Here is a 22,118-nt window from a genome sequence, read left to right as displayed (position 1 = left end):
TTTGCTTAAATACTTTCAGGATGACAAACCTTCTGACTTTTTTGAATGATTTGGATCAGAAAAATTATACAAACGAGCAATAATTGTATTGCTGTTTTTTGTTACTTTTATGTTAAATTAATACCTATATAAAAAAGATTTTAATGAAAAGATTGGTTTTGGGTTTATTGCTGTTGGCTTCATGGCAATTTTCCGCGCAGGAACTATATATGCCGAGAAATATTAAAAAAGCCTACGAAAACGGAACCCGCGATTTGTCGGGAGCACCGGGCAAAAATTATTGGCAGAATAAGGGAATTTATAATGTTGAAGTAAAGGTGGACGCCAACTCAAAAACAGTTTCAGGGAAAGAAACAATTGTCTACAGCAACAACAGCCCGGACGATCTTGATGAATTAGCCATAAGATTCGTTAATAATCTTCACAAGCCACAATCTCCAAGATCCGGTTTTGTTTCCAAGGATTTTTTGTCTTTAGGTTTAGATATTAAATCATTTATCGTAAATGGTGAAAAATATACTGTAAATAGTGATGATTGGGGAACGGTTGAAAAGATAAAATTAAATTCAGCTTTAAAATCTAAAGCAAAAGCAGAAATAAAAATAGAGTGGGAATATCCGTTATCCGTACAAAGCGGAAGGGAAGGGCAGATTGATCCCGAAACATTTTACGTAGCCTATTCTTTCCCGAGAATCTCTGTATATGACGACTACAACGGTTGGGATATGCTTCCACATTCTGATAGACAGGAATTTTACAATGATTTTAATGATTATAATTTTGCGATCACGGCTCCTAAAAATTATGTTGTCTGGGCAACGGGGGATTTTTTAAATCCTGATGCTGTTTTGCAGCCTGAATATTTGAAAAGATATAAAGCTTCCTTAAAAAGCGATAAGGTAATTCATATTGCGACCAAACAGGAAATGGAATCCGGAAAAGTGACCAAACAAAATAAATGGAATGTCTGGAAATTCAAGGCCAACCACATCACGGATTTTTGTTTTGCATTGAGCAATCATTATGTCTGGGATGCGGCAAGTGTTCAGCTGAAAACAAAAAGAGCCAGTGTTCAGGCGGGTTACAGGCCGGAAGCAAAAGATTTTGAACATTATGTAGACTGGATGCGTTACAACCTGGATTGGTTCTCAAAAAACTGGCCGGGTATAGAATATCCGTACAATGTAATGACGGCAATTCAAGGGTATGCTGACATGGAATATCCAATGATGATCAACGATTCCAGCATTCCGGATAATTTTCAGGATGCGAGATTGACGGCAGATCATGAGATTGCACACACGTATTTTCCTTTTTACATGGGAATTAACGAGACGCGGTATGCTTTCATGGATGAAGGCTGGGCAACCACTCTGGAATATCTAATTGGGATTGATGAAAATGGTGAAGCTGCGGCGAAAGAATTTTACCAGAATTTCAGGGTAAAAAGATGGATCAATGATCCTTCGGCAGAACAGGATCAGCCAATTATTTCGATGAGTACGCAGGTAAGTGGAGCAGGATATGGAAACAATTCTTATGTGAAAGCTTCTTTGTCTTATTTAGCTTTAAAGGATTATCTGGGTGATGATTTATTTAAAAAAGCATTACATCATTATATGAACAACTGGAACGGGAAACACCCAACTCCATGGGATTATTTTAATTCGATGAATACAGGATCCGGGAAAAATCTGAACTGGTTCTTCAACAACTGGTTTTATACCAACAATTATATTGATCTTAAAATCTCCAATATTTCTCAAATGAACGATCTTCTTACTGTGAATATTGACAATGTCGGAGGTTTTGCTATTCCTTTTGATGCGTTGTTGACTTATGAAGACGGAACTGTGGAAAAGCTGCATTTTTCACCATCAGTTTGGGAAAAAGACCAAAAACAAACCATGCTGACCATTCCGATTAAGAAAAAAGTAAAATCTGTGAATCTGGATGGTGGTATTTATATAGATTATACGCCGGAAGATAATTTGAAAAATATATAAAAAAGTAAAGCCTGAGAATTTCTCAGGCTTTATTATTAAATGTTTTGAGCTTTTTAATTTATCCTCAATCCTGCTCTTGGTCCTGCTGAAGCAATTACAGATTGAATTCTTGTTTTCTGCCCTCCTGAGAACATAAACATCGCTGCATCATCCACATAGTCCATATAATTCATGAACATCACAGATCTCTGAACGCCGCTGCATGTATTAAGCAAAGGATAAGTCGGCTTACCATAATTGGCGGTAGTCTGTGTTGGAGTATCCGCTACCAGGTCATTTCCGCAATTAGCATCTCCCCAGATGTGTCTTAAGTTCAGGTAATGACCTACTTCATGAGTCGCAGTTCTTCCTAAGTTATAAGGAACTGCAGAAGTATTACCGAAATATTTGGCTGCAATTACAACGCCGTCATTCCAAAGTCCTGCAGATTCAGGGAAAGTTGCGTATCCTAATACACTTCCCATTTCTCCCACTACCCAAATGTTAAAATAATGAGTAGGGTCGGTAGCATCCAATCCTTTGGATGAAGTTTTCTTCATTGCATCATTCGTTCTCCAGTTTCTTACCGTTGTAGATTTTCTGTTTACCTGTGCCAGACGGAATTTTACGCCTGTGTTTCCTGCGGCTACAGCAGCAAATTCTGTCGGGATTTTATTAATATCACTATTTGTGGCTGAAAAATCGGCGTTCAGTGTATTAATCTGAGACTGGATCTGTGCATCTGAAATATTCTCTGCTGCCGTTCTGTAAAGAACATTTACAACCACAGGAATCTCCACCGTACCATCGGGAAGGACTTTTCCTAGTTTTACATCATTCATGAACTTTTCAGTATGGGCTTCCAAAGCTTCGTATTTCTGCCTAAGCTGAGCATTGTTTTTTAAAGCTTCCTGGCGTACTTCTTCAGAAGCACAACCTCTTTTGAATAAACCTGATGATTCAGGAGTTGTGGATGAATCTTCAGACTGGTTGGTCAAATTGTCATTGTTACAAGATGATACTAATCCCAGCGCAAGGATTCCGAATAATAGTTTTTTCATAAATTCTCTTTTTTGTAATTAAGAATATGAAATTAATTTTTTTTCAATTAATATGCAATAATAATTTTCAAGATATGTTATGGATGTAATAATTATTTTTATTTTCAATTGATTTGTTTATATTCAATCTCGTTTATTTCTGATTTTTATGTAAAATTTAAACTTGATTTAAAATATTATGATTTATTAAAATTTGCATAGTACTCCGAAACGTGATTTAAATTATGGTTAAAAAATAAAATCCCATCTTGGAATTAAGACAGGATTTAAAGTTTAAATATAAGTGAATGTTAATTTAAGATTCCGCAAAACCGTTTTTAATGGCAAAAACAGCCAGTCCGACGCGGGTTTTTAGATCTAATTTATCACAAAGCTGATCCCTGTAACTTTCCACGGTTCTTGGGCTGCAGCACATTTTATCGGCAATTTCTTTGTAGCTCAGCTCGGTTACGGTGTATTTCAAAAACTCTTTTTCGCGGTCGGAAATTCTTATACTGTTCGCAGAATCTTCGTTATTCATATTGGAAAAAATAATCTTTGAAGCCCATTCCGGGTAGAAAAATCCGTCTGTATTGAGTTTTGTTAAGGCGTTTTCCAGCTCTTTCGGATGGGTGTTTTTCAGTAAGTAGCCTTTTGCTCCATTTTTGATCATTTTGATCACACTTTTGTCGTCACCCTGCATGCTCAGCGCCATTACTTTGATGTTCGGGTGGTGTTCCTTAAGCCAGAGAACGGTTTCAAAACCATCCATGATCGGCATGCTGATATCCATTAAAATGATATCCGGAACTTTGCTGTTGTTTTCAAATTTCTGGATGAGGTCTTTTCCGTTTTCGGCAACGTAGATGACTTCAAACTCTTTAAAATTATCAATAATTCCTTCTAAAGCTTTGGCGATAAGTACGTGATCGTCAACAATTACGATTGTCTTTTTCATGGCTGTCTTTTTAAAATAATATTGAGCGTTGTTCCCTTGCTTTTCTCACTGTCGAGACTGAAATCTGCCCCGATGATCTCGGCTCTGTTTTTCATGTTGGTAAGTCCGATGCCGTTGGATTTAATGTTCGATTTGTCGAATCCTACACCATCATCTTTGATATTCAGTTCCCAAAGTGATTCTTCGGAAGTATTCAGGTTAATGAAAATATTCTTGCATTTTGCATGTTTTATGCTGTTCTGAATAAATTCCTGCGTTATCCTCAAAAGTACATTTTTGTGGGCAAATCCTAAATCGAGCTGTTTAAAATTATGCTCAAAACTTACTTTACATTTTTTAAAAGAATTGGTATTGTCTACTTCTTCCTGTATTAAAGTTACGATTTCCTTTTGGTTAATATTATCATCCGTCAAAGTTTTTGAAAGGCTTCTCAAATCCTGCAACGACTGGTTGATGATTTGTGAAACCTGATCGATTCTTTCACTGACTTCCGGAACTTTGTTTTCATACAGAAGTTGCTGTGTATAAAGGCTTACCAATGTTAATTTCTGCCCGATATTATCATGAAGCTCGCGCCCGATCTGCTGCATGGTTGCTTGTTGGATTTCCAGTTGAGTGGCCAAAAGCTCACGTTTATGAATTTCGTTTTTTACTTCAATTTCATTTAAATATTCCTTTTTGCGATGCTTATATTTTCGGATATAAACCATGATGGCGGCCACAAACAACACAAAAAATATGTTGAAAAGGATGAGTGTTATCAAGAGCTCTGTTTTCCCCATATAAATGAAATTGAGAATAATAAATACATAAGAATTCCGGAAATCAGAAAATAAGCAAAATAGATATTAAAAATTTCTCTGTAAGGCCTTATCAGCTCCAAAAAAGTCCAGAACGGTAAAGTTCCGATATAAAATAAAGTTACCCCAAGATTAATATAAAACATCCTGTTTTTATCAAAATTAAGGATTTCGGAATCATTAATCTGTTTATAATATTCCATCACGACCAGGATCATTAAAATAAGACAGCCTAAGGTATAATTTAACGAAAGCATGACTTTATCTGAGGAAAACAGCAATTCACTCGGGATGAATGAAAGCAGGTAAACCAGTGATAATATAATGAAAAGCTTCGGCCTCCGGAAAGATTTTGCGGCATACAGCCAATAGAAAAATATAAACTGTACTGGGATTACAAAATAGTTGAAAAATGCCTGTTTATTATAATCAATTAAATACCCCGCCCATTTTCCTATGGATTCGCACAGGAAAATAAAAATCAGGTAAAACACAAAATATTTCCATGACTGATCTTTTATGCGTTTGTAAAATATAAGAGAGATTACAGCGGCAAGTCCTTCTGCAATGTACATAGATTCATATACCATTTTTTGGAAATCAGTCATTGTGTTTGATGTTTATTTGATTGTAATATTAACTAAAATTTTAGAATAATTCTGTTTTCGTGCTATCCGGCGGTATCAAAGTCCCGTGATTCTGTGCAAGCGATTGTTCGGCAGGGTCATTGACATTTCTGCTGGAAGCCATTGCTAAAACTTCACCGCTATTACCTGAACCCAGAGGATTGAAGTCGTAAGGCAATATTTCACCTTCTTCATCTTCCATTTTCATGGTAGGAATCATGACCAAAGTATGTTTTTGAGCATATTCTACCCCGATTGGCGTATCTGCCATGATTTCCCAATCAGCAGTTTTCGGATATGCGGCGTAATAAAATCTTATTCCTAAATCTTCTTCTGTAACAGTAGGATTGCTCTTTTGAGTTTCAGTTTCGATGTCAGAAATAAATTTTTTCAGTGTAGGCAGATCAAAATGGATGGAATGTGCATCGTCAAAGCCTAATTTATCCTTAATAGACACCAGATGGTTGTTTCTGTAGTTGTTGATCAGGGTCTGGATAAAGTTGCATATCATGGTGTTTGGCACTGAGATTGGCTCAAGTGTTTCAACGTCTAAAGTTTGTTTTGTTTTCATAAAGCTAGTTTTTATAGTATGATGTTAGTTGGTACTGCAAATTTCGGAAAAAATTTATGTTAAAAGGACACGGTTTTTCACCCTTTCTCTACCGTATTTTTACGGATTGTAAATTTTAATTAAAATTATAAAGAATAATTCACATTTTAACTAAAAAATAAGTGCCGCAGATTTCTCTACAGCACTTACTTACAAAAATAATATATATGAAAAAAAACTACTTATATTTCTGCCGGTCTGAAAACCAGACCTGTTTCTTCAAAATAATCTAAAGTGATTCTATCGCCGTCATTCACGGTTCCTGCCAAAATCTCTCTTGACAATTTATTTAATACTTCCTGTTGGATTACTCTTTTCAAAGGTCTTGCCCCAAAAGCAGGATCGTAACCTTTATTCATTAAATAATCTACAGCATCCTGAGTGGCAGTCATAATGATGTTTCGTTTTGCCAGCATATCATTAAATCCTCTCAACTGATATTGAACGATTTTTCCAATTTCTTTTTTTCTTAAAGGCTGGAATAGCACCACTTCATCAATTCTGTTCAAGAATTCCGGACGCAACGTTTGTTTTAATAAATCGAAAACTTCATCTTTTGTTTTATCAACAATTTCGTCCTGATTTTCTTCTGTAATATTCTCAAAATTCTCCTGAATTAAGTGTGAACCTAAATTCGAGGTCATAATGATAATGGAGTTCTTGAAATTTACAACACGTCCTTTATTATCCGTCAAACGACCGTCGTCCAAAACTTGAAGTAAAGTATTGAAGACATCCGGATGCGCTTTTTCAATTTCATCCAAAAGAACCACGGAATAAGGCCTTCTTCTCACTGCTTCAGTCAACTGACCGCCTTCATCATATCCAACATATCCCGGAGGTGCACCGACAAGCCTAGACACGCTGTGTCTTTCCTGATATTCACTCATATCGATTCTCGTCATATTGTTTTCATCGTCAAATAAAAACTCAGCTAATGCCTTTGCTAATTCAGTTTTTCCAACTCCGGTTGTTCCTAAGAATAAGAACGATCCGATTGGCTTTTTCTCGTCGCTCAATCCCGCTCTGTTTCTTCTGATTGCATCAGCAACTGCTTGAATCGCTTCATCTTGCCCTACAACCCTGTGGTGGAGTTCGGTTTCAAGATGTAATAATTTTTCTCTTTCGGATTGAAGAAGCTTCGTAACAGGAATCCCCGTCCACTTTCCAATGACTTCAGAAATGTTTTCTGCGGTTACTTCTTCTTTAATCAATTCATTCTGATGGTTTTGCATCTCTAGTTCAAGTTTCTGCAAAGCATCTTCCTTCTCTTTAATTTTTCCGTACTGAATTTCAGCAACTTTTGCGTAGTCTCCTGCTCTTGAAGCTCTTTCTGCTTCTAATTTCAGAGATTCAATATCTTTTTTAATCTGGGTTAAATCCTCAGATTTTTGTTTCTCTTTCAGCCATTTAGCATTAATTTCATTTCTCTGTTCGGAAATTTTCGAAATATCTTCTTTTAAATGGTCGATTTTTGTTTGATTGCCCTCCCTTGAAATGGCAGCCAATTCAATTTCCAGCTGCATTAATTTCCTGTCTAAAACATCCAGTTCTTCAGGTTTTGAATTGATTTCCATTCTCAACTTCGCCGAAGCTTCATCAATCAAATCAATCGCTTTATCCGGTAAAAATCGGTCAGAAATATATCGTTGAGACATTTCCACTGCCGCAATGATCGCTTCGTCTTTAATTCTTACTTTGTGGTGCGCTTCATATTTATCTTTAATTCCACGAAGGATCGAAATTGCGGATTCAGTATCCGGTTCTTCCACCATCACTTTCTGGAAACGTCTTTCAAGTGCTTTGTCTTTTTCAAAATATTTTTGATATTCATTTAAAGTGGTTGCTCCAATTGCTCTTAATTCTCCTCTTGCTAAAGCTGGTTTCAGAATATTTGCTGCATCCATCGCACCTTCACCACCTCCAGCTCCTACCAAAGTGTGAATTTCATCGATGAAGAGAATAATTTGTCCGTCTGATTTAATGACTTCATTTACGACAGATTTTAACCTTTCTTCAAATTCTCCTTTATATTTTGCACCGGCGATCAACGCTCCCATATCCAATGAATACAACGTTTTATCCATCAGATTTTCAGGAATATCTCCAGAAATAATTCTGTGCGCAATTCCTTCTGCGATCGCGGTTTTACCAACTCCCGGTTCACCAATAAGAATCGGATTGTTTTTCGTTCTTCTTGAAAGAATCTGCAAAACTCTCCTGATTTCTTCATCACGCCCGATAACTGGATCTAATTTTCCTTCGGCAGCGAGTTCGTTGAAGTTTTTAGCATATTTATTTAAGGATTGGTAAGTTTCTTCTGAGCTTGCAGAAGTCGCCTTGCTTCCTTTTCTTAATTCTTTAATTCCCCCTTCCAGAAGGCTTTTCGTAACGCCCATATCTTTCAGCATCTTCGAAACTTCTGAATTGGTATCTAACAATGAAAGCCATAAATGTTCGATCGTTACATATTCGTCGCCCATTTTTTTAGCGATATTAGGCGCATCAAGCAATACTTTGTTTGCTGATTGTGAAAGGTAAATGTTTCCTCCCTGTACTTTCGGAAGCTTTTCTAAATTTTCACGGTTGCGCTCTCTTACCAACGTGGCATCTGCTTCAGATTTTTTTAATAAAAAAGGCGATATGTTTTCATCTACCTGAAAGATTCCTTCAAGTAAATGTTGAGGTTCTATTTGCTGGTTACCGAATTCCATTGCAACTTGCTGTGCTGCCTGGATGGCTTCTTGTGATTTTACAGTATATTGATTTAAGTTCATATTATAAGTGATTTAAAAATTAAAAGATTTAATGATTTAAAATATTAATACCAAAATTTATTCTATTCTTCTAAAAACATCAAGAAACTAAATTTTCAGGCTTAGCTTCTTAATGCTATCAATTATTTATCATTTAATTCGATTACTTTATCGCAAAAACTGTTCAATTATTAAATTTACAAAAAATATGGACAAAATTTCCGAATATTGTATTTTTAACTCAAAATTAACTTGACAAAATTTCCGATAATTAAAAATTTTATTTAAAAGAATGGAAAAGTCGTCACAGGATCTATAAATCAAGCGGAGTAAAAAATTCCCCTCCCTTGGAGGGGTGGCGAAAATTCAACGAATTTGACGGGGTGGTTAAAAATGTGAGTTTCGGCTAAAGGAGATTCTCTCTTTAAAGGATTCAACGCAGTCAATGACAAACAAAACATTCTTGGCTGAGTGAAACGCCTTTGCTAACAAAAATATATGAAATTACTTTAAATAAATCTTTGCGAACCTTGTGTTAAAATAATTCTTACAAAATCAAATATTAAAATCAAAATAATTACTTTTGCGTCTCACATGGAACTTAAAGAAAAACAAAGGAAAATATTAGACGTTGCTGTAGAACTTTTCAAGGAGAAAGGTTATATAGGAAGTTCTGTAAGAGATTTGGCGACAAAGCTTAATATTAAAGCAGCTTCATTATATGCACACATCCGTTCCAAGGAAGAAATTCTGGAATGGATATGCTTTGGTATTGCTCAGGAATTTTTTGATGAGCTTCAGGAGGTGAAAAACACTGATATTCCTCCAAGAGAAAAATTAAATTTATTTATTGATAAACATTTATCAATTGTTCTTAAAAACCGCGATGTTACTCATATTTATTCCAATGAATGGAAACATTTGGAGGAAAGGCTTCCCGAATTTGTAGAATTAAGAAAAAAATATCAACAGGAAGTTGAGGAATTGATTTCTGAAATTTATAAAGCCGAAAACTGGGAATTAAGATCACCGACTTTTACGACAAGATTTATTCTTCATACTTTAAATAATTCTTATTTCTGGTTCAAAAGAAATATTGAATCCACTACTGAAATTACTGATGAAATTAGGGATAAGATACTTTACGGACTTCTCGGAAATCAGAAGTAATGATCATTTTTTTACCTTCCTTTAAGCACCATTTGTCCTTCTGACGAAAGGAAGAATCTCAACTTTATTATTAGAGATTCTTCAATACACTTCGTTTCGTTCAGAATGACAACTTAAACGCAAGATTTGCCTTAATCTAAACCTCAATTAATTCAAAATCTGACAAAAATCATAAAAATTTTGCCATGAAGAAAATTCTTTTTAAATTTACACCTAACAAATGTTAGTTAGTAATGAAGTTTGATGTTGAATATCTAAGTCTTAATGAATTGAGAAAGCTCCAGTCCGAGAGACTGGTGAATTTGGTGGGTTATCTTAAGGAGAAGTCGGATTTTTATAAAGGAAAATTTGATGAATTAGGAATATCAACTGGAGAAATAAGGTCAATTGAAGATATTTCAAAACTACCGATTACGTACAAACAGGATTTAAGAGACAATTATCCGTTCGGATTATTTACTGTTCCGAAAAATGAACTGCAGAGAATTCACTGTTCAAGCGGAACAACAGGAAAACCAACGGTTGTAGGATATACGAAAGAAGACGTTGATTTATTCAGCGAAGTAGTAGCAAGATCATTGAATGCAGCAGGAGCAAAACCGGGAATGCAGTTACACAACGCTTATGGATACGGAATTTTCACAGGCGGACTTGGACTTCATTACGGAGCTGAAAAATTAGGAATGAGCGTTCTCCCGATTTCGGGCGGAATGACAACGAGACAGGTTGATTTAATTATAGATTTTAAGCCTGAAGTAATCTGCTGTTCACCTTCTTACGCTTTAACAATCGCTGATGAATTTGCGAAAAGAGGAATCTCGGCAGACGAAATCAGTTTAAAATATGCCGTTTTAGGCTCAGAACCTTGGACGGAGATTATCAGACATCATATTGAAGAAAAACTAGGCGTTCATGCAACCAATATTTATGGGTTAAGTGAAATTATCGGACCCGGAGTTTCGATGGAAGATTTTGAGGAAAAAGGTGGAGCTTACATTTGGGAAGATCATTTTTATCCTGAAATTTTAGATCCGATTACAAAACAACCGGTTCCTTTCGGGGAAGAAGGCGTTTTGGTGATTACGACTTTAACGAAAAAAGCAATGCCACTTTTACGGTATTGGACGAACGATATAACGAGTCTTTACTATGACAAAAACTCAAAAAGAACCATGGTTAAAATGAAACCGATTCTTGGAAGAGCCGATGATATGCTGATTGTAAGAGGGGTGAATGTGTATCCAAGTCAGATTGAAGAAGCATTTTCTCATGTGGAAGGAGTCGTTCCAAATTATTATTTAACACCGATTGAAAAAGAACAGATGTGTGTTGCGTTGGATATTGATCTGGAAATTGATGATGAGTTTGTAAAAGCCAAACAAATTGAAATAAATACCGACGATTATGCTATTTTTGTCGGAAACTTTGGAAAAAGTATAGAAAACGAAATAAAAAAACGGGTAGGAATCACCACGAAAGTGAAAATTCATGCTCAGGACAGTTTGCCTAAGTGCGAAGGTGGAAAAATTAATAGAATACTAAAAACAAAATGAATTCATTTTATAAATTAAAAACCGTAAAGGTTCAGAAAGATACTAACGATGCAGTGAATGTAGCCGTTGAAATTCCTGAGGAACTGAAGGATAAATTCAGGTTCAAGCAGGGGCAGTATCTTAATTTCCGAATGATGATCGACGGAAACGAAGAGAGACGTTCTTATTCTATCTGCAATGCTCCGAGTGAAAAAAGCAACACGCTAGAAGTATTGGTGAAGCTGCTGGAAAACGGAAAAGTTTCCGGTTATTTCAACGAACATCTTCACATGGATGAAATGCTTGAAGTAATGCCTCCAATGGGTGGTTTTAACACCACTTATCACCCAACTAATGTGAAAACTTACATCGGTCTGGCGGCAGGAAGCGGAATTTCTCCGGTATTGTCAAATATTAAAGAAAGCCTTTACCAAGAACCGAATTCAAACGCTTATCTGTTCTACAGCAACAGAAGCATGAATCATGTGATGAAAAAGGCAGAGATCGATAAATTGGTTGAAACTTTTAACGGAAGACTGAAAGTTGTTTATTTAGTAAGCCGCGAACAGCATGAAGATCCGATTTTTGAAGGAAGAATTTCTCCTGAAAAATTAGAGCTTTTATTTGAAAGATATGCTGAAATCGATGTTAAAGAAGCAACATATTTCATCTGCGGACCTTCGGAGATGATTAAAGGGATTGCAGATTATCTAAAGAAGGATAAAAAAGTACCTGCCATTCAGGTTTTATTTGAATATTTCACCGCTCCTGACGAAGAAAATTCTGAGGAAATGAGTGATGAATTCAAGGCAATTGCCAATATCGAAAGTATGGTGACAGTAATCATTGATGACGATGAATATTCGTTCCACCTTAATTCCAAAAAAGAGAGTATCTTAGATAAAGCATTGAAAGACAATCTTCCCGTACCTTTTGCGTGCAAAGGAGGAGTTTGTTGTACGTGTAAAGCCGAGGTTTTGGAAGGAGAAGTTTTCATGGAGAAAAACTACGCGCTTACCGAAGATGAAGTGGCCAGAGGTTACGTTCTAACGTGTCAATGTCACCCGACAACGAATGTGGTGATGCTTAATTATGATGTTTAATTAATATAACAATGTAATAGTTTACCAGTGTAACAATCATTGGTACATTGTTAGACTGATACATTGTTAAATTGGAAAAATTATGGATTTAGAAAAATTTGTACAATACGTACACGACGAAAATAAAGTAGAACCAAAAGATGTAATGCCCGATGATTACAGAAAACTATTGGTTCGTCAGATTTCACAGCACGCACATTCTGAGATTGTCGGAATGTTGCCGGAAGCCAACTGGATCTCCAGAGCACCTTCATTGAGACGAAAAATGGCTCTTTTGGCCAAAGTTCAGGATGAAGCTGGTCACGGTTTATATTTATATTCTGCAACAGAAACTCTAGGAAACGGAACCATCAGAGCTGACAGAGACGCCACTTATGAAGATATGTTGGAAGGAAAAGCAAAATATTCAAGTATTTTCAACTATCCGACATTGAGTTGGGCGGATATCGGCGCAATCGGTTGGTTGGTTGATGGTGCAGCGATTATGAATCAGGTTATGTTGATGGGAAATTCTTATGGTCCTTATTCAAGAGCGATGGTGAAAATCTGTAAAGAAGAATCTTTTCACCAAAGACAGGGTTACGAGATTTTAATGGCACTTTGCCGTGGTACAAAACAGCAGAAAGAAATGGCTCAGGCTTCGTTAGATCGTTTCTGGTGGCCGGCTTTAATGATGTTTGGCCCAAATGATGACAGTTCGCCAAACTCAAAAATCTCTATGAATTACAGAGTAAAAAGAGAAAGTAACGACAGTCTTCGTCAGAGATTTATTGACGTTACTGTTCCTCAGGCGGAATTCTTGGGATTAACCATTCCTGATAAAGATTTAAAATGGAATGAGGAAAGACAGCATTACGATTTCGGAGAACTTCCCTGGGATGAATTCATGACAATTCTAAAAGGAAACGGACCTTGTAATAAGAAACGTATCGAAACGAAGAGAAAAGCTCAAAGAGAAAATTCATGGGTAAAAGAAGCGGCGGCTGCTTTTGCAGAGAAACAACAAGAAGCGACTAAGTAATTTAGATTCTATGAACTGGGATTATTTTAAAATTATTTTTATACCTGTAATTGTAGTAACATTTATCAGAGTGTTATTTGGAGCAAATATTTTTGAAAATTTTTCCAGTGTCATGTCTCTGAATTTTTTCATTACTGTTCCTTTTGTGTTAGGGGCTTTGATGATTTATTTGTCAAAAGAGAAAGATAAACCTAGCTATACGTATAGAATTTTTTTTCCTTGGGTAGGAGTTTGTTTTTTTGTAGCAGTCACAATAGCATTTCAAATTGAAGGATGGGCTTGCTGGATAATGATAACACCTTTGTTTTTATTGTTTTCATCATTAGGAGGCTTGTTTGGAGGCTATATAAAATCTAGAAAAAGAGATAGATTGAATATTTCACTTGTAATATTATTGCCTTTTTTAATTGCACCAATTGAGAAATCAATAAAAACTCAAAAACAGGTGTTTAAAACTTTTACAAGCATTAGAATTCATTCAACCAAAGAGAAAATTTGGGAAAATGTAACTTCCGTAAAAAGGATTGGATCTAATGAAGAGCATTCAAAGCTAACAAAGTTTTTAGGTTTTCCGATGCCTGTAGAAGCTGTTTTAGATAAGAATGAAATAGGTGGATTTAGAAAAGCTGTTTTCGAAAAAGGTTTAATCTTCAACGAAACGGTTACTGATTATTCGGATTTTAATAAAATGAGCTTTGAAATAAAAGCAAATACTTATGATATTCCATCAACGACTTTAGATGAACATATTTTAATTGGAGGTGAATATTTTGATATGCTTAACGGAACATATGTACTTAAAAAAATATCAGAAAATGAATATGATTTGATTTTATATTCAAATTTTTCACTCAACACAACATTTAATTTTTATGCTGGGCTTTGGGGAGAATGGATAATGAAAGATATACAGAATAATATACTTCAAGTCATTAAAAATAGGAGTGAAGTATAATATATTTAAATAAAGAATTTTTAAATCATTTAAATTTATAACATAAAGAAATGAGTCAATTAGATATGTGGGAAGTGTTTATTCAGACTAAACCGGGATTATCTCACAAACACGTTGGAATTGTACAGGCGCCAACAGCAGAAATGGCTTTGCAGAACGCAAGAGACGTTTATACAAGAAGAAAGGAAGGAACTTCAGTTTGGGTGGTTCCAAGTAAATATATTGTGACTTCAGAAGGAGTGGATAAAGAAGCTTTCTTTGATCCTGCTGATGACAAATTGTACCGTCACCCGACGTTCTACGATATTCCTAACGATGTAAAAAATATGTAATTAATAAAGATTTTAAGATGTGATATCAGATACCAGACTTATTGTCAATCTGAAATCTAATGTCTGAAATCTGAAATCTACTAAACAATGAACCCATTATATAATTATTTATTAAAACTAGCGGACGACAGTTTCATTATGGGACAGCGTTTGTCTGCGTGGTGCGGTGAAGGTCCTTATTTAGAGGAAGATATTGCATTGACAAACATCGCTTTGGATGAACTTGGACAGGCCAATAACTTCTATGTTTACGCCTCAAGAGTTGCCGATAACGGTAAAAGTGAAGATGATTTGGCATTTTTAAGATACGAACATGAATATCTGAATGCACATTTAACCGAGCTTCCGAATGAAGATTATGCACAGACGATTCTTAAAGTGTATACTTTCTCTGTCTATCAGAAATTAATGTATGAAGCATTGTCAAATTCTGCTGACGAAGAACTTTCTGCCATTGCTCAGAAATCTTTGAAAGAAGTGAGATATCATTACACTCACGCTGCTTCCTGGATGAAAATTTTCGCTCAGGGAACAGAAGAAAGTAAAATGCGTTTAGAAAAAGCCATCGAAAATATCTGGGAATATACAAAAGGTTTATTTGCAAAAGTGGAAGGGGAAGATGATTTAATTGCTTTAAATATCACTCCGAATGTGGATGAATTATACAACCAGTTTATCTCAATCACAGAAAAAGATTTCGCCGATTTTGGGTTGGAATATCCGACAGATCATTTCATGCAGCCAAAATCCAGAACAGGATATCACACAGAATATTTCGGATTTATCCTTTGTGAATTGCAATATATGCAGAGAGCGTATCCGGGGTGCACATGGTAGAGATAGAAACCTAACAGGTTTTTAAAACCTGTTAGGTTTACAAATAACGTGTAAAATATATCAGTTTACTTATTCTTAGTTGACTTTGCTAAGTGAAACGCCTTTGTGAACTTAAAAACGTTTAGTAGTCAAAAAAAACTTTGCGCACTTTGCGTTAAAAAAATCAAAGTAAAAAAGATTGAAAAATCCTTTAGAAATATTAGAACTCGTTCCCGATCCCGAAATCCCGGTAATCAATATCGTGGAATTAGGCATTGTAAGAGAAGCAAAAGTTACGAGCGAGAATTCTTGTGAAGTAACCATTACTCCGACTTATTCTGCCTGTCCCGCTATGTTTACTATTGAGGAAGACATCATCAAGATCATGAAGGAAAACGGTTGGGACGCGAAAGTGGTCACTAAAATGTTTCCGATTTGGACAACAGATTGGTTGACAGATGAAGCGAGAGAAAAACTTCGTGTCTACGGAATCTCACCTCCCGAAAAAGGAGCCGACGAACACTACATCGGGAAACCGAAAAAATGCCCGCGTTGTGGTTCTATGAACTCAAAGCAGATCAGTAGATTCGGGTCTACTTTGTGTAAGGCTTCATATCAGTGTTTAGACTGTTTAGAGCCTTTTGATTATTTTAAATGTCACTAAAATTAATGTAGTAATATAAAATATAACAGTTTACCAATATGTTCAGCATGACATTACAATTGTTACATTGTTAGACTGATAAATTGTCACATTATGACTATATTAGGACATTGTTAAATCTTTGAATTTTTAAATAATTTAATCTTTAAATTAGAAAATTATGTACACACAACTCGATATTGAAACGCATTTTGACGGAAAACTTAAAATTGCTTACCTCAATCAGCCAGACACAATGAACGCGCTTACAAAGCCTTCTTTATCAGATCTAAAAGATTTTATTAAAGAATGCAGCGATGACGAAACAGTAAGATGTGTTGCCATTTCAGGGAGAGGAAGAGCCTTTTGCTCTGGTCAGAACCTGGATGATGCTTTTGTGCAAGGCAATGAGCATCATGACAACGATATTATCAGAAAAATTGTAGTAGATTATTACAATCCTCTGGTTACAGAAATTACACATTGCAAAAAACCGGTTGTAGCATTGGTAAATGGCCCTGCAGTAGGAGCTGGTGCGATGTTGGCTTTGATTTCTGACTTTGTTTTGGCAGTTGACAAATCATATTTTGCTCAGGCGTTTTCAAACATTGGATTGATTCCTGATACGGGTGGAACGTATTTCTTACCAAAATTATTGGGGAGACAATTGGCAAATTACTTAGCATTTACAGGAAAAAGATTATCTGCGGAAGAAGCAAAATCTTACGGGTTGGTGGCTGAAGTTTTCACTGAGGAAGAATTCGCACCAAAATCAATGGAAATCCTTGAAAAAATGGCAAATATGCCGACTGCAGCGATTAAATTAACTAAAAAAGCATTCGCAGCTTCTTACAATAATACGTTGAAAGAGCAACTGGAATTAGAAGGTGATTTGCAACAGGCAGCAGCTGAAACAGAAGATTTTAAAGAAGGTGTACAAGCCTTTTTACAAAAAAGAAAACCTAATTATAAAGGAAAATAAATTATAGAAATTAGAAATTAGAGGTTAGAAATTAGCATGCGAAAGTCTAACTTCTAACTTCTGGATTCTAACATCTATAAAAAATGAAAAATGTAGGAATTATCGGTGCCGGAACTATGGGAATTGGCATCGCACAAGTAGCCGCAACAAACGGATGCAAAGTTTGGGTCTATGACGCGAATGCAAAACAAGTAGAAACGGCAACGGTAGGTTTGGAAAAAACATTAACTAAATTGGTTGATAAACAAAAAATTTCGGCAGAAAAAATGACTGAAATTCTAGCTAATATTTCCATCGCTACCGAATTGAAGGACTTCAAAGATTGCGAATTAATCATCGAAGCCATTATCGAAAATAAAGAAATTAAAACCAAAGTTTTCACGGAGTTAGAAAAGCATGTTTCAGAAAGCTGTGTGATTGGTTCTAATACATCCTCAATTTCAATCACCTCTCTCGGTGCGGAATTACAAAAACCGGAGCGTTTCATCGGAATTCACTTCTTCAATCCGGCTCCTTTGATGCCTTTGGTTGAGGTCATTCCATCTTTACTTACAGAAAAATCTTTAGCGGAAAAAATCTACAATCTCATGAAAGATTGGGGCAAAATGCCTGTGATTGCTAAGGATATTCCTGGATTTATTGTGAACAGAATTGCCCGTCCTTACTACGGTGAAGCCTTGAGAATTGTTGAAGAGAATATCGCTACTCCGGAACAGGTGGATGAAGCCATGAAAACAATCGGAAACTTCAAAATGGGGCCTTTTGAATTAATGGATTTAATTGGTGTTGATGTAAATTTCTCTGTAACAACAACCGTTTACAAAGATTATTTCTACGACCCAAAATATAAACCATCTTTATTACAACAAAGAATGTCGGAAGCCAAACTTCACGGCAGAAAAACCGGAAAAGGCTTCTACGATTACACTGAAGGTGCAGAAAAACCTGTTGCTCAAAAAGACGATGCTCTTTATCAACAAATATTTTTAAGAATTATTTCAATGTTAATCAATGAAGCCGTGGAAGCGAAAAGATTAGGCGTTGCGAACGATGAAGATATTGAATTAGCAATGCAAAAAGGAGTTAATTATCCAAAAGGATTATTGGCTTGGGGAAAAGAAATCGGTTATGCAAAAATCTCCGAAACCCTACAGTATCTTTACGAAGAATATCAGGAAGAAAGATACAGACAAAGCTCATTACTGCGTAAAATGTAACAATATACCAATCTAAGAATGTAGTAATCGCACTGTCATTCTGAGCAAAGCGAAGAATCTCATTGGTAAACTGCTACATTGTTAAATTATTAGATTAAAAAATGGATATAGACGGATTCCGGGCCGAATTAGAAACAAGGCTTCTCATTGAAAAAGAATACATCATTCAGGAGCTTTCTTCGATAAATGATTATCAGGAAAAGCTTGAATTATTAGGAAAATTTAATGAAAAATATAAAGAGCTGATCAAAAGATTAGCGAATGAAAATGGGATTGATGTAAATGCTCCTTATCCAACTGAAAATCCGTCAAATTCAGAAAATCTTTCATACGAGCAAATAATTCTTGGTAAAACCATGAGTATTTATGACAAATTGGTTGACGAATTATATGAAGAAATAACAAGCGTAAATTAGAAATGAATCCAAGACAAGTTGCAGATTATATGTTCGATCAGGATTATTTTTCCCAATGGATGAATATCAAAATAATCGAGGTTAAAGAAAATTATTGTTTACTGGAAATGCCCATCAAAAAGGACATGATTAATGGGTTAAAAACCGTTCACGGAGGCGTCACATTTGCTTTTGCAGATTCTGCATTGGCATTTTCGTCCAACAACACCGGAGATGCGGCTGTTGCCCTGAACTGTATCATCAATTTTACCAAAGCCGGAAGAGAAGGCGATATTTTCAGAGCAGAAAGTGTTTTGGTAAATGACACCAGGAAAACCGCTGTTTACGACATTAAAATTACCAATCAAAACGAAGAGTTAGTTGCGAAATTTGTCGGGACAGTTTATAAAATAGGAAAAAAAGTAATAGAATTATAAAAAAGATAAAAGACATCAGATGTCAGATAACAGATTCGTGTTTGTCTGAAATCTGAAATCTAGTATCTAAAATCTAATAAAAATGAACAACGTATATATCATAGATTACATCAGAACTCCTATTTCAAAATTACAGGGAGGTTTATCAGAAGTGAGAGCCGATGATTTGGCGGCAATCGTTCTAAAAGACATTGTTGCAAGAAACCCTGAAGTTCCTGTTGAGGAAATTGAGGATGTTATTTTCGGATGCGCAAATCAAGCGGGAGAAGATAACAGAAACGTAGCCAGAATGGGACTTTTATTAGCTGGACTTCCGTACAAAATCGGAGGTGAAACAGTAAACAGACTGTGTGCTTCTGGAATGTCGGCGGTGGCGAATGCTTTCCGTTCAATTGCTTCTGGTGAAGGTGAAATTTACATCGCAGGTGGAGTGGAGCATATGACGCGTTCACCTTATGTAATGTCAAAACCAAGTACAGCTTTTGGGAGAGACAGCCAGATGTTTGACACTACTTTCGGATGGAGATTTATTAATCCAAAAATGAAAGAAATGTACGGTGTTGACGGAATGGGAGACACTGCTGAAAACTTAGCCGATATGCACAACATCAGCAGAGAAGATCAGGATAAATTTGCTCTTTGGTCACAACAAAAAGCCACAAAAGCTCAGGAAAGCGGAAGATTGGCAGAAGAAATTGTAAAAGTTGAAATTCCACAAAAGAAAGGCGATCCAAAAATTTTCGATAAAGATGAATTCATTAAACCAACTTCTTCAATGGAAGGTCTTGGAAAACTTCGTCCGGCTTTCAGAAAAGAAGGCGGAACGGTAACTGCCGGAAATGCTTCAGGAATGAATGACGGAGCCGCAGCTCTTATTTTAGCAAGTGAAGAAGCGGTTAAAAAATACGGGTTGAAACCAAAAGCTAAGATTTTAGGATCTTCTGTTGCTGGTGTTGAGCCAAGAATCATGGGAATCGGACCAGTTGAAGCAACTCAGAAATTATTGAAAAGATTGAATCTTTCACTAGACGACATGGATGTTATCGAATTGAATGAAGCTTTTGCCGCTCAATCTTTAGCAGTAACCAGAAGCTTAGGTTTAAAAGATGACGATTCAAGAGTAAATCCAAACGGAGGAGCCATCGCGATCGGTCACCCACTTGGAGTTTCCGGTGCCAGAATTATCGGTTCTGCTGCTTTAGAACTTCAAAAACAAAATAAAAAATATGCCTTGTGTACTCTTTGTATCGGTGTTGGACAAGGTTATGCAATGGTAATTGAAAAAGTATAACTTTTTCAATAATGTAACAATATAGAAATGTATCAATGTAACAATTTACGATCTGTCATTCTGAACAAAGTGAAGAATCTCATTGATAAACTGTTAGATTGATACATTGTTAAATTAAATTTTCAACAAAAATTTTATGAACATTTACTCATATCACGGAATTCGTCCCATCATAAAATCTTCCGCTTACGTTCACCCACAAGCGGTGATTATCGGAAATGTGGAAATTGGTGAAGAAGTTTATATCGGTCCAAACGCGGTAATCCGTGGTGACTGGGGTAAAATTATCATCAAAGACGGTGCGAATGTTCAGGAAAACTGTACACTTCACGTTTTTCCGGGGATTGAAACTGTTTTGGAAGAATCTGCACACATTGGGCACGGTGCAATCATCCATTCCGGACACATCGGAAAGAATTGTCTTGTTGGAATGAATGCTGTCGTAATGGATAAAGCCATTATCGGAGATGAATGCATCATTGGTGCATTGGCTTTTGTTCCTGCGAATTTCAAATGTGATGCAAGAAAATTAATTGTTGGAAGTCCTGCAAAAATCATCCGTGATGTTTCTGATGAAATGATTAAATGGAAAACAGAAGGCACAAAATTGTATCAGGAACTGGCAAGAGAAGGGAAAGACGCGATTCTGCCTTGCGAGCCTTTTACAGAATATGTTCAGCAAACGCCTACCAAAATTGTTGATTACAGCATTTGGGATGATGTGAAATAATTCTGATCGAAGTCAAACCTAACGGGTTTTTAAAACCCGTTAGGTTTAAAAAGATTAGTTCAATTAAAAATTAAAAATGATTAATACAGAAAGTTTTGAGTTTGAATCTGTTTATCACGTTTTTTCTCATGTAAATGGAAAAGAATTTATTTTTCGTGAAGAGACAAACTATCAATTTTTTCTGAAACAGTTAGATAAATATATTATCCAAATTGCAGATATTTATGCGTATTGTCTGTTGCCGAATCATTTTCATTTACTATTAAGATTTAAAAATATTGAAGGTATAAATGTTGAAGACGAACATCAGTTTTTAATGAAGAACTTTGGTAATTTTCTGAATTCTTATGCTAAGGCATTTAATAAAAAGTATAATAGAAAAGGAGCTCTTTTTCTTAACGCTGTAAAGCGAAAGAAAATATCAGATGAGAAATATTTACTGAAAGTTTTGCATTACATCCATAATAATCCAATTAATCACGGATTTGTAAATAAGGTTGATCAATGGAAGCATTCTTCATATAATTCATATTTAAATCTTGAGAAAGAAAGTAAATTGAATAGAATGGAGATCATGCAATATTTTGATTCGTTAGATGTTTTTAAGAATTATCATCAATCTAATGTTGAATATGATTTTTTAAATTTAGAATAATTGTTAATAATCAAACCTAACGGGTTTTTAAAACCCGTTAGGTTTCCTTGAATAAAAATAAAAA

General features: G+C 35.6%; 22 protein-coding genes. 16 read left to right on the top strand and 6 right to left on the bottom strand.

Annotated features, from left to right (window positions below; genetic code table 11):
- The first annotated feature begins 143 nt into the window (after positions 1-143).
- On the top strand, positions 144-2,006 hold the full coding sequence (locus ATE47_RS14450) for a M1 family metallopeptidase (RefSeq protein WP_062162617.1): 1,863 nt from the start codon (positions 144-146) through the stop codon (positions 2,004-2,006).
- Positions 2,007-2,059: 53 nt separating this feature from the next.
- On the opposite strand, the gene ATE47_RS14445 is transcribed toward ATE47_RS14450, so the two are convergent.
- The 6 genes from ATE47_RS14445 to clpB all read right to left on the bottom strand — a co-directional run bounded on the left by ATE47_RS14445 (position 2,060) and on the right by clpB (position 8,796).
- The gene (locus ATE47_RS14445) at positions 2,060-3,046 is read right to left on the bottom strand and encodes a zinc metalloprotease (protein WP_062162616.1); all 987 of its coding nucleotides are present in this window, start codon (positions 3,044-3,046) and stop codon (positions 2,060-2,062) included.
- A gap of 295 nt (positions 3,047-3,341) precedes the next feature.
- On the bottom strand, positions 3,342-3,983 hold the full coding sequence (locus ATE47_RS14440) for a response regulator transcription factor (RefSeq protein WP_062162615.1): 642 nt from the start codon (positions 3,981-3,983) through the stop codon (positions 3,342-3,344).
- Positions 3,980-4,747 (bottom strand): sensor histidine kinase, encoded by a 768-nt coding sequence (locus ATE47_RS14435; RefSeq protein WP_228376281.1) that lies wholly within the window; start codon positions 4,745-4,747, stop codon positions 3,980-3,982. Before ATE47_RS14435 ends, ATE47_RS14440 begins: the two co-directional genes overlap by 4 nt.
- On the bottom strand, positions 4,744-5,391 hold the full coding sequence (locus ATE47_RS14430; protein ID WP_062162613.1) for a hypothetical protein: 648 nt from the start codon (positions 5,389-5,391) through the stop codon (positions 4,744-4,746). The genes ATE47_RS14435 and ATE47_RS14430 overlap by 4 nt, the downstream gene beginning before the upstream one ends.
- Positions 5,392-5,431: 40 nt before the next feature.
- Complete coding sequence (locus tag ATE47_RS14425) at positions 5,432-5,980, bottom strand: hypothetical protein (protein ID WP_062162612.1); 549 nt, start codon at positions 5,978-5,980, stop codon at positions 5,432-5,434.
- A 221-nt stretch (positions 5,981-6,201) separates the two neighbouring features.
- Positions 6,202-8,796, bottom strand: coding sequence for an ATP-dependent chaperone ClpB (gene clpB, locus ATE47_RS14420; protein WP_062162611.1), 2,595 nt, complete (start codon positions 8,794-8,796; stop codon positions 6,202-6,204).
- Between the two features lie 573 nt (positions 8,797-9,369).
- On the opposite strand from clpB, the gene ATE47_RS14415 reads away from it, so the two are divergent.
- The 15 genes from ATE47_RS14415 (at position 9,370) to ATE47_RS14345 (ending at position 22,054) form a co-directional block, all read left to right on the top strand.
- Positions 9,370-9,945 (top strand): TetR/AcrR family transcriptional regulator, encoded by a 576-nt coding sequence (locus ATE47_RS14415; RefSeq protein WP_062162610.1) that lies wholly within the window; start codon positions 9,370-9,372, stop codon positions 9,943-9,945.
- Positions 9,946-10,178: 233 nt separating this feature from the next.
- Entirely contained in the window at positions 10,179-11,498 is a 1,320-nt protein-coding gene (locus ATE47_RS14410) for a phenylacetate--CoA ligase family protein (protein ID WP_062162609.1), read from the top strand.
- The gene (locus ATE47_RS14405; protein WP_062162608.1) at positions 11,495-12,580 is read left to right on the top strand and encodes a 2Fe-2S iron-sulfur cluster-binding protein; all 1,086 of its coding nucleotides are present in this window, start codon (positions 11,495-11,497) and stop codon (positions 12,578-12,580) included. The genes ATE47_RS14410 and ATE47_RS14405 overlap by 4 nt, the downstream gene beginning before the upstream one ends.
- A gap of 82 nt (positions 12,581-12,662) precedes the next feature.
- Positions 12,663-13,601, top strand: a complete 939-nt coding sequence (paaA, locus tag ATE47_RS14400; RefSeq protein WP_062162607.1) for a 1,2-phenylacetyl-CoA epoxidase subunit PaaA — start codon at positions 12,663-12,665, stop codon at positions 13,599-13,601.
- Between the two features lie 10 nt (positions 13,602-13,611).
- Complete coding sequence (locus ATE47_RS14395) at positions 13,612-14,556, top strand: hypothetical protein (RefSeq protein WP_062162606.1); 945 nt, start codon at positions 13,612-13,614, stop codon at positions 14,554-14,556.
- A 50-nt stretch (positions 14,557-14,606) separates the two neighbouring features.
- Positions 14,607-14,888 carry a 1,2-phenylacetyl-CoA epoxidase subunit PaaB gene (gene paaB / locus ATE47_RS14390; RefSeq protein WP_034712733.1) on the top strand — a complete coding sequence of 94 codons (282 nt, stop codon included), beginning with the start codon at positions 14,607-14,609 and terminating at the stop codon, positions 14,886-14,888.
- Positions 14,889-14,975: 87 nt separating this feature from the next.
- Positions 14,976-15,725, top strand: a complete 750-nt coding sequence (paaC, locus tag ATE47_RS14385) for a 1,2-phenylacetyl-CoA epoxidase subunit PaaC (RefSeq protein WP_062162605.1) — start codon at positions 14,976-14,978, stop codon at positions 15,723-15,725.
- A gap of 178 nt (positions 15,726-15,903) precedes the next feature.
- Positions 15,904-16,368, top strand: a complete 465-nt coding sequence (gene paaD, locus ATE47_RS14380) for a 1,2-phenylacetyl-CoA epoxidase subunit PaaD (protein WP_062162604.1) — start codon at positions 15,904-15,906, stop codon at positions 16,366-16,368.
- 160 nt (positions 16,369-16,528) lie between these two features.
- Positions 16,529-17,329, top strand: a complete 801-nt coding sequence (locus ATE47_RS14375; RefSeq protein WP_062162603.1) for an enoyl-CoA hydratase/isomerase family protein — start codon at positions 16,529-16,531, stop codon at positions 17,327-17,329.
- A gap of 83 nt (positions 17,330-17,412) precedes the next feature.
- Positions 17,413-18,546 carry a 3-hydroxyacyl-CoA dehydrogenase NAD-binding domain-containing protein gene (locus ATE47_RS14370; protein ID WP_062162602.1) on the top strand — a complete coding sequence of 378 codons (1,134 nt, stop codon included), beginning with the start codon at positions 17,413-17,415 and terminating at the stop codon, positions 18,544-18,546.
- A 101-nt stretch (positions 18,547-18,647) separates the two neighbouring features.
- Positions 18,648-18,962, top strand: coding sequence for a hypothetical protein (locus tag ATE47_RS14365; protein ID WP_062162601.1), 315 nt, complete (start codon positions 18,648-18,650; stop codon positions 18,960-18,962).
- Between the two features lie 2 nt (positions 18,963-18,964).
- On the top strand, positions 18,965-19,378 hold the full coding sequence (locus ATE47_RS14360) for a PaaI family thioesterase (protein WP_062162600.1): 414 nt from the start codon (positions 18,965-18,967) through the stop codon (positions 19,376-19,378).
- Between the two features lie 82 nt (positions 19,379-19,460).
- A complete protein-coding gene (gene pcaF / locus ATE47_RS14355) occupies positions 19,461-20,669 on the top strand; it encodes a 3-oxoadipyl-CoA thiolase (RefSeq protein WP_062162599.1) in 1,209 nt (402 codons plus the stop codon).
- A 136-nt stretch (positions 20,670-20,805) separates the two neighbouring features.
- Positions 20,806-21,399, top strand: a complete 594-nt coding sequence (locus tag ATE47_RS14350; RefSeq protein ID WP_062162598.1) for an acyltransferase — start codon at positions 20,806-20,808, stop codon at positions 21,397-21,399.
- A 76-nt stretch (positions 21,400-21,475) separates the two neighbouring features.
- Positions 21,476-22,054 carry a transposase gene (locus tag ATE47_RS14345; protein WP_062162597.1) on the top strand — a complete coding sequence of 193 codons (579 nt, stop codon included), beginning with the start codon at positions 21,476-21,478 and terminating at the stop codon, positions 22,052-22,054.
- Positions 22,055-22,118: the final 64 nt, after the last annotated feature.

The organism is Chryseobacterium sp. IHB B 17019 (assembly GCF_001456155.1).
Lineage (GTDB): Bacteria > Bacteroidota > Bacteroidia > Flavobacteriales > Weeksellaceae > Chryseobacterium.
This window is presented reverse-complemented; position numbering and strand designations above follow the sequence as displayed.

Coding starts and splice junctions, on each gene's coding strand:
- clpB (WP_062162611.1), bottom strand. CDS start 8,796: ATGAACTTAAATCAATATACTGTAAAATCACAAGAAGCCATCCAGGCA.
- ATE47_RS14395 (WP_062162606.1), top strand. CDS start 13,612: ATGAACTGGGATTATTTTAAAATTATTTTTATACCTGTAATTGTAGTA.
- paaB (WP_034712733.1), top strand. CDS start 14,607: ATGAGTCAATTAGATATGTGGGAAGTGTTTATTCAGACTAAACCGGGA.
- ATE47_RS14440 (WP_062162615.1), bottom strand. CDS start 3,983: ATGAAAAAGACAATCGTAATTGTTGACGATCACGTACTTATCGCCAAA.
- ATE47_RS14450 (WP_062162617.1), top strand. CDS start 144: ATGAAAAGATTGGTTTTGGGTTTATTGCTGTTGGCTTCATGGCAATTT.
- ATE47_RS14350 (WP_062162598.1), top strand. CDS start 20,806: ATGAACATTTACTCATATCACGGAATTCGTCCCATCATAAAATCTTCC.
- ATE47_RS14445 (WP_062162616.1), bottom strand. CDS start 3,046: ATGAAAAAACTATTATTCGGAATCCTTGCGCTGGGATTAGTATCATCT.
- paaC (WP_062162605.1), top strand. CDS start 14,976: ATGAACCCATTATATAATTATTTATTAAAACTAGCGGACGACAGTTTC.
- ATE47_RS14425 (WP_062162612.1), bottom strand. CDS start 5,980: ATGAAAACAAAACAAACTTTAGACGTTGAAACACTTGAGCCAATCTCA.
- ATE47_RS14370 (WP_062162602.1), top strand. CDS start 17,413: ATGAAAAATGTAGGAATTATCGGTGCCGGAACTATGGGAATTGGCATC.
- ATE47_RS14345 (WP_062162597.1), top strand. CDS start 21,476: ATGATTAATACAGAAAGTTTTGAGTTTGAATCTGTTTATCACGTTTTT.
- paaA (WP_062162607.1), top strand. CDS start 12,663: ATGGATTTAGAAAAATTTGTACAATACGTACACGACGAAAATAAAGTA.
- ATE47_RS14410 (WP_062162609.1), top strand. CDS start 10,179: ATGAAGTTTGATGTTGAATATCTAAGTCTTAATGAATTGAGAAAGCTC.
- ATE47_RS14415 (WP_062162610.1), top strand. CDS start 9,370: ATGGAACTTAAAGAAAAACAAAGGAAAATATTAGACGTTGCTGTAGAA.
- ATE47_RS14365 (WP_062162601.1), top strand. CDS start 18,648: ATGGATATAGACGGATTCCGGGCCGAATTAGAAACAAGGCTTCTCATT.
- ATE47_RS14430 (WP_062162613.1), bottom strand. CDS start 5,391: ATGACTGATTTCCAAAAAATGGTATATGAATCTATGTACATTGCAGAA.
- ATE47_RS14360 (WP_062162600.1), top strand. CDS start 18,965: ATGAATCCAAGACAAGTTGCAGATTATATGTTCGATCAGGATTATTTT.
- ATE47_RS14405 (WP_062162608.1), top strand. CDS start 11,495: ATGAATTCATTTTATAAATTAAAAACCGTAAAGGTTCAGAAAGATACT.
- ATE47_RS14375 (WP_062162603.1), top strand. CDS start 16,529: ATGTACACACAACTCGATATTGAAACGCATTTTGACGGAAAACTTAAA.
- pcaF (WP_062162599.1), top strand. CDS start 19,461: ATGAACAACGTATATATCATAGATTACATCAGAACTCCTATTTCAAAA.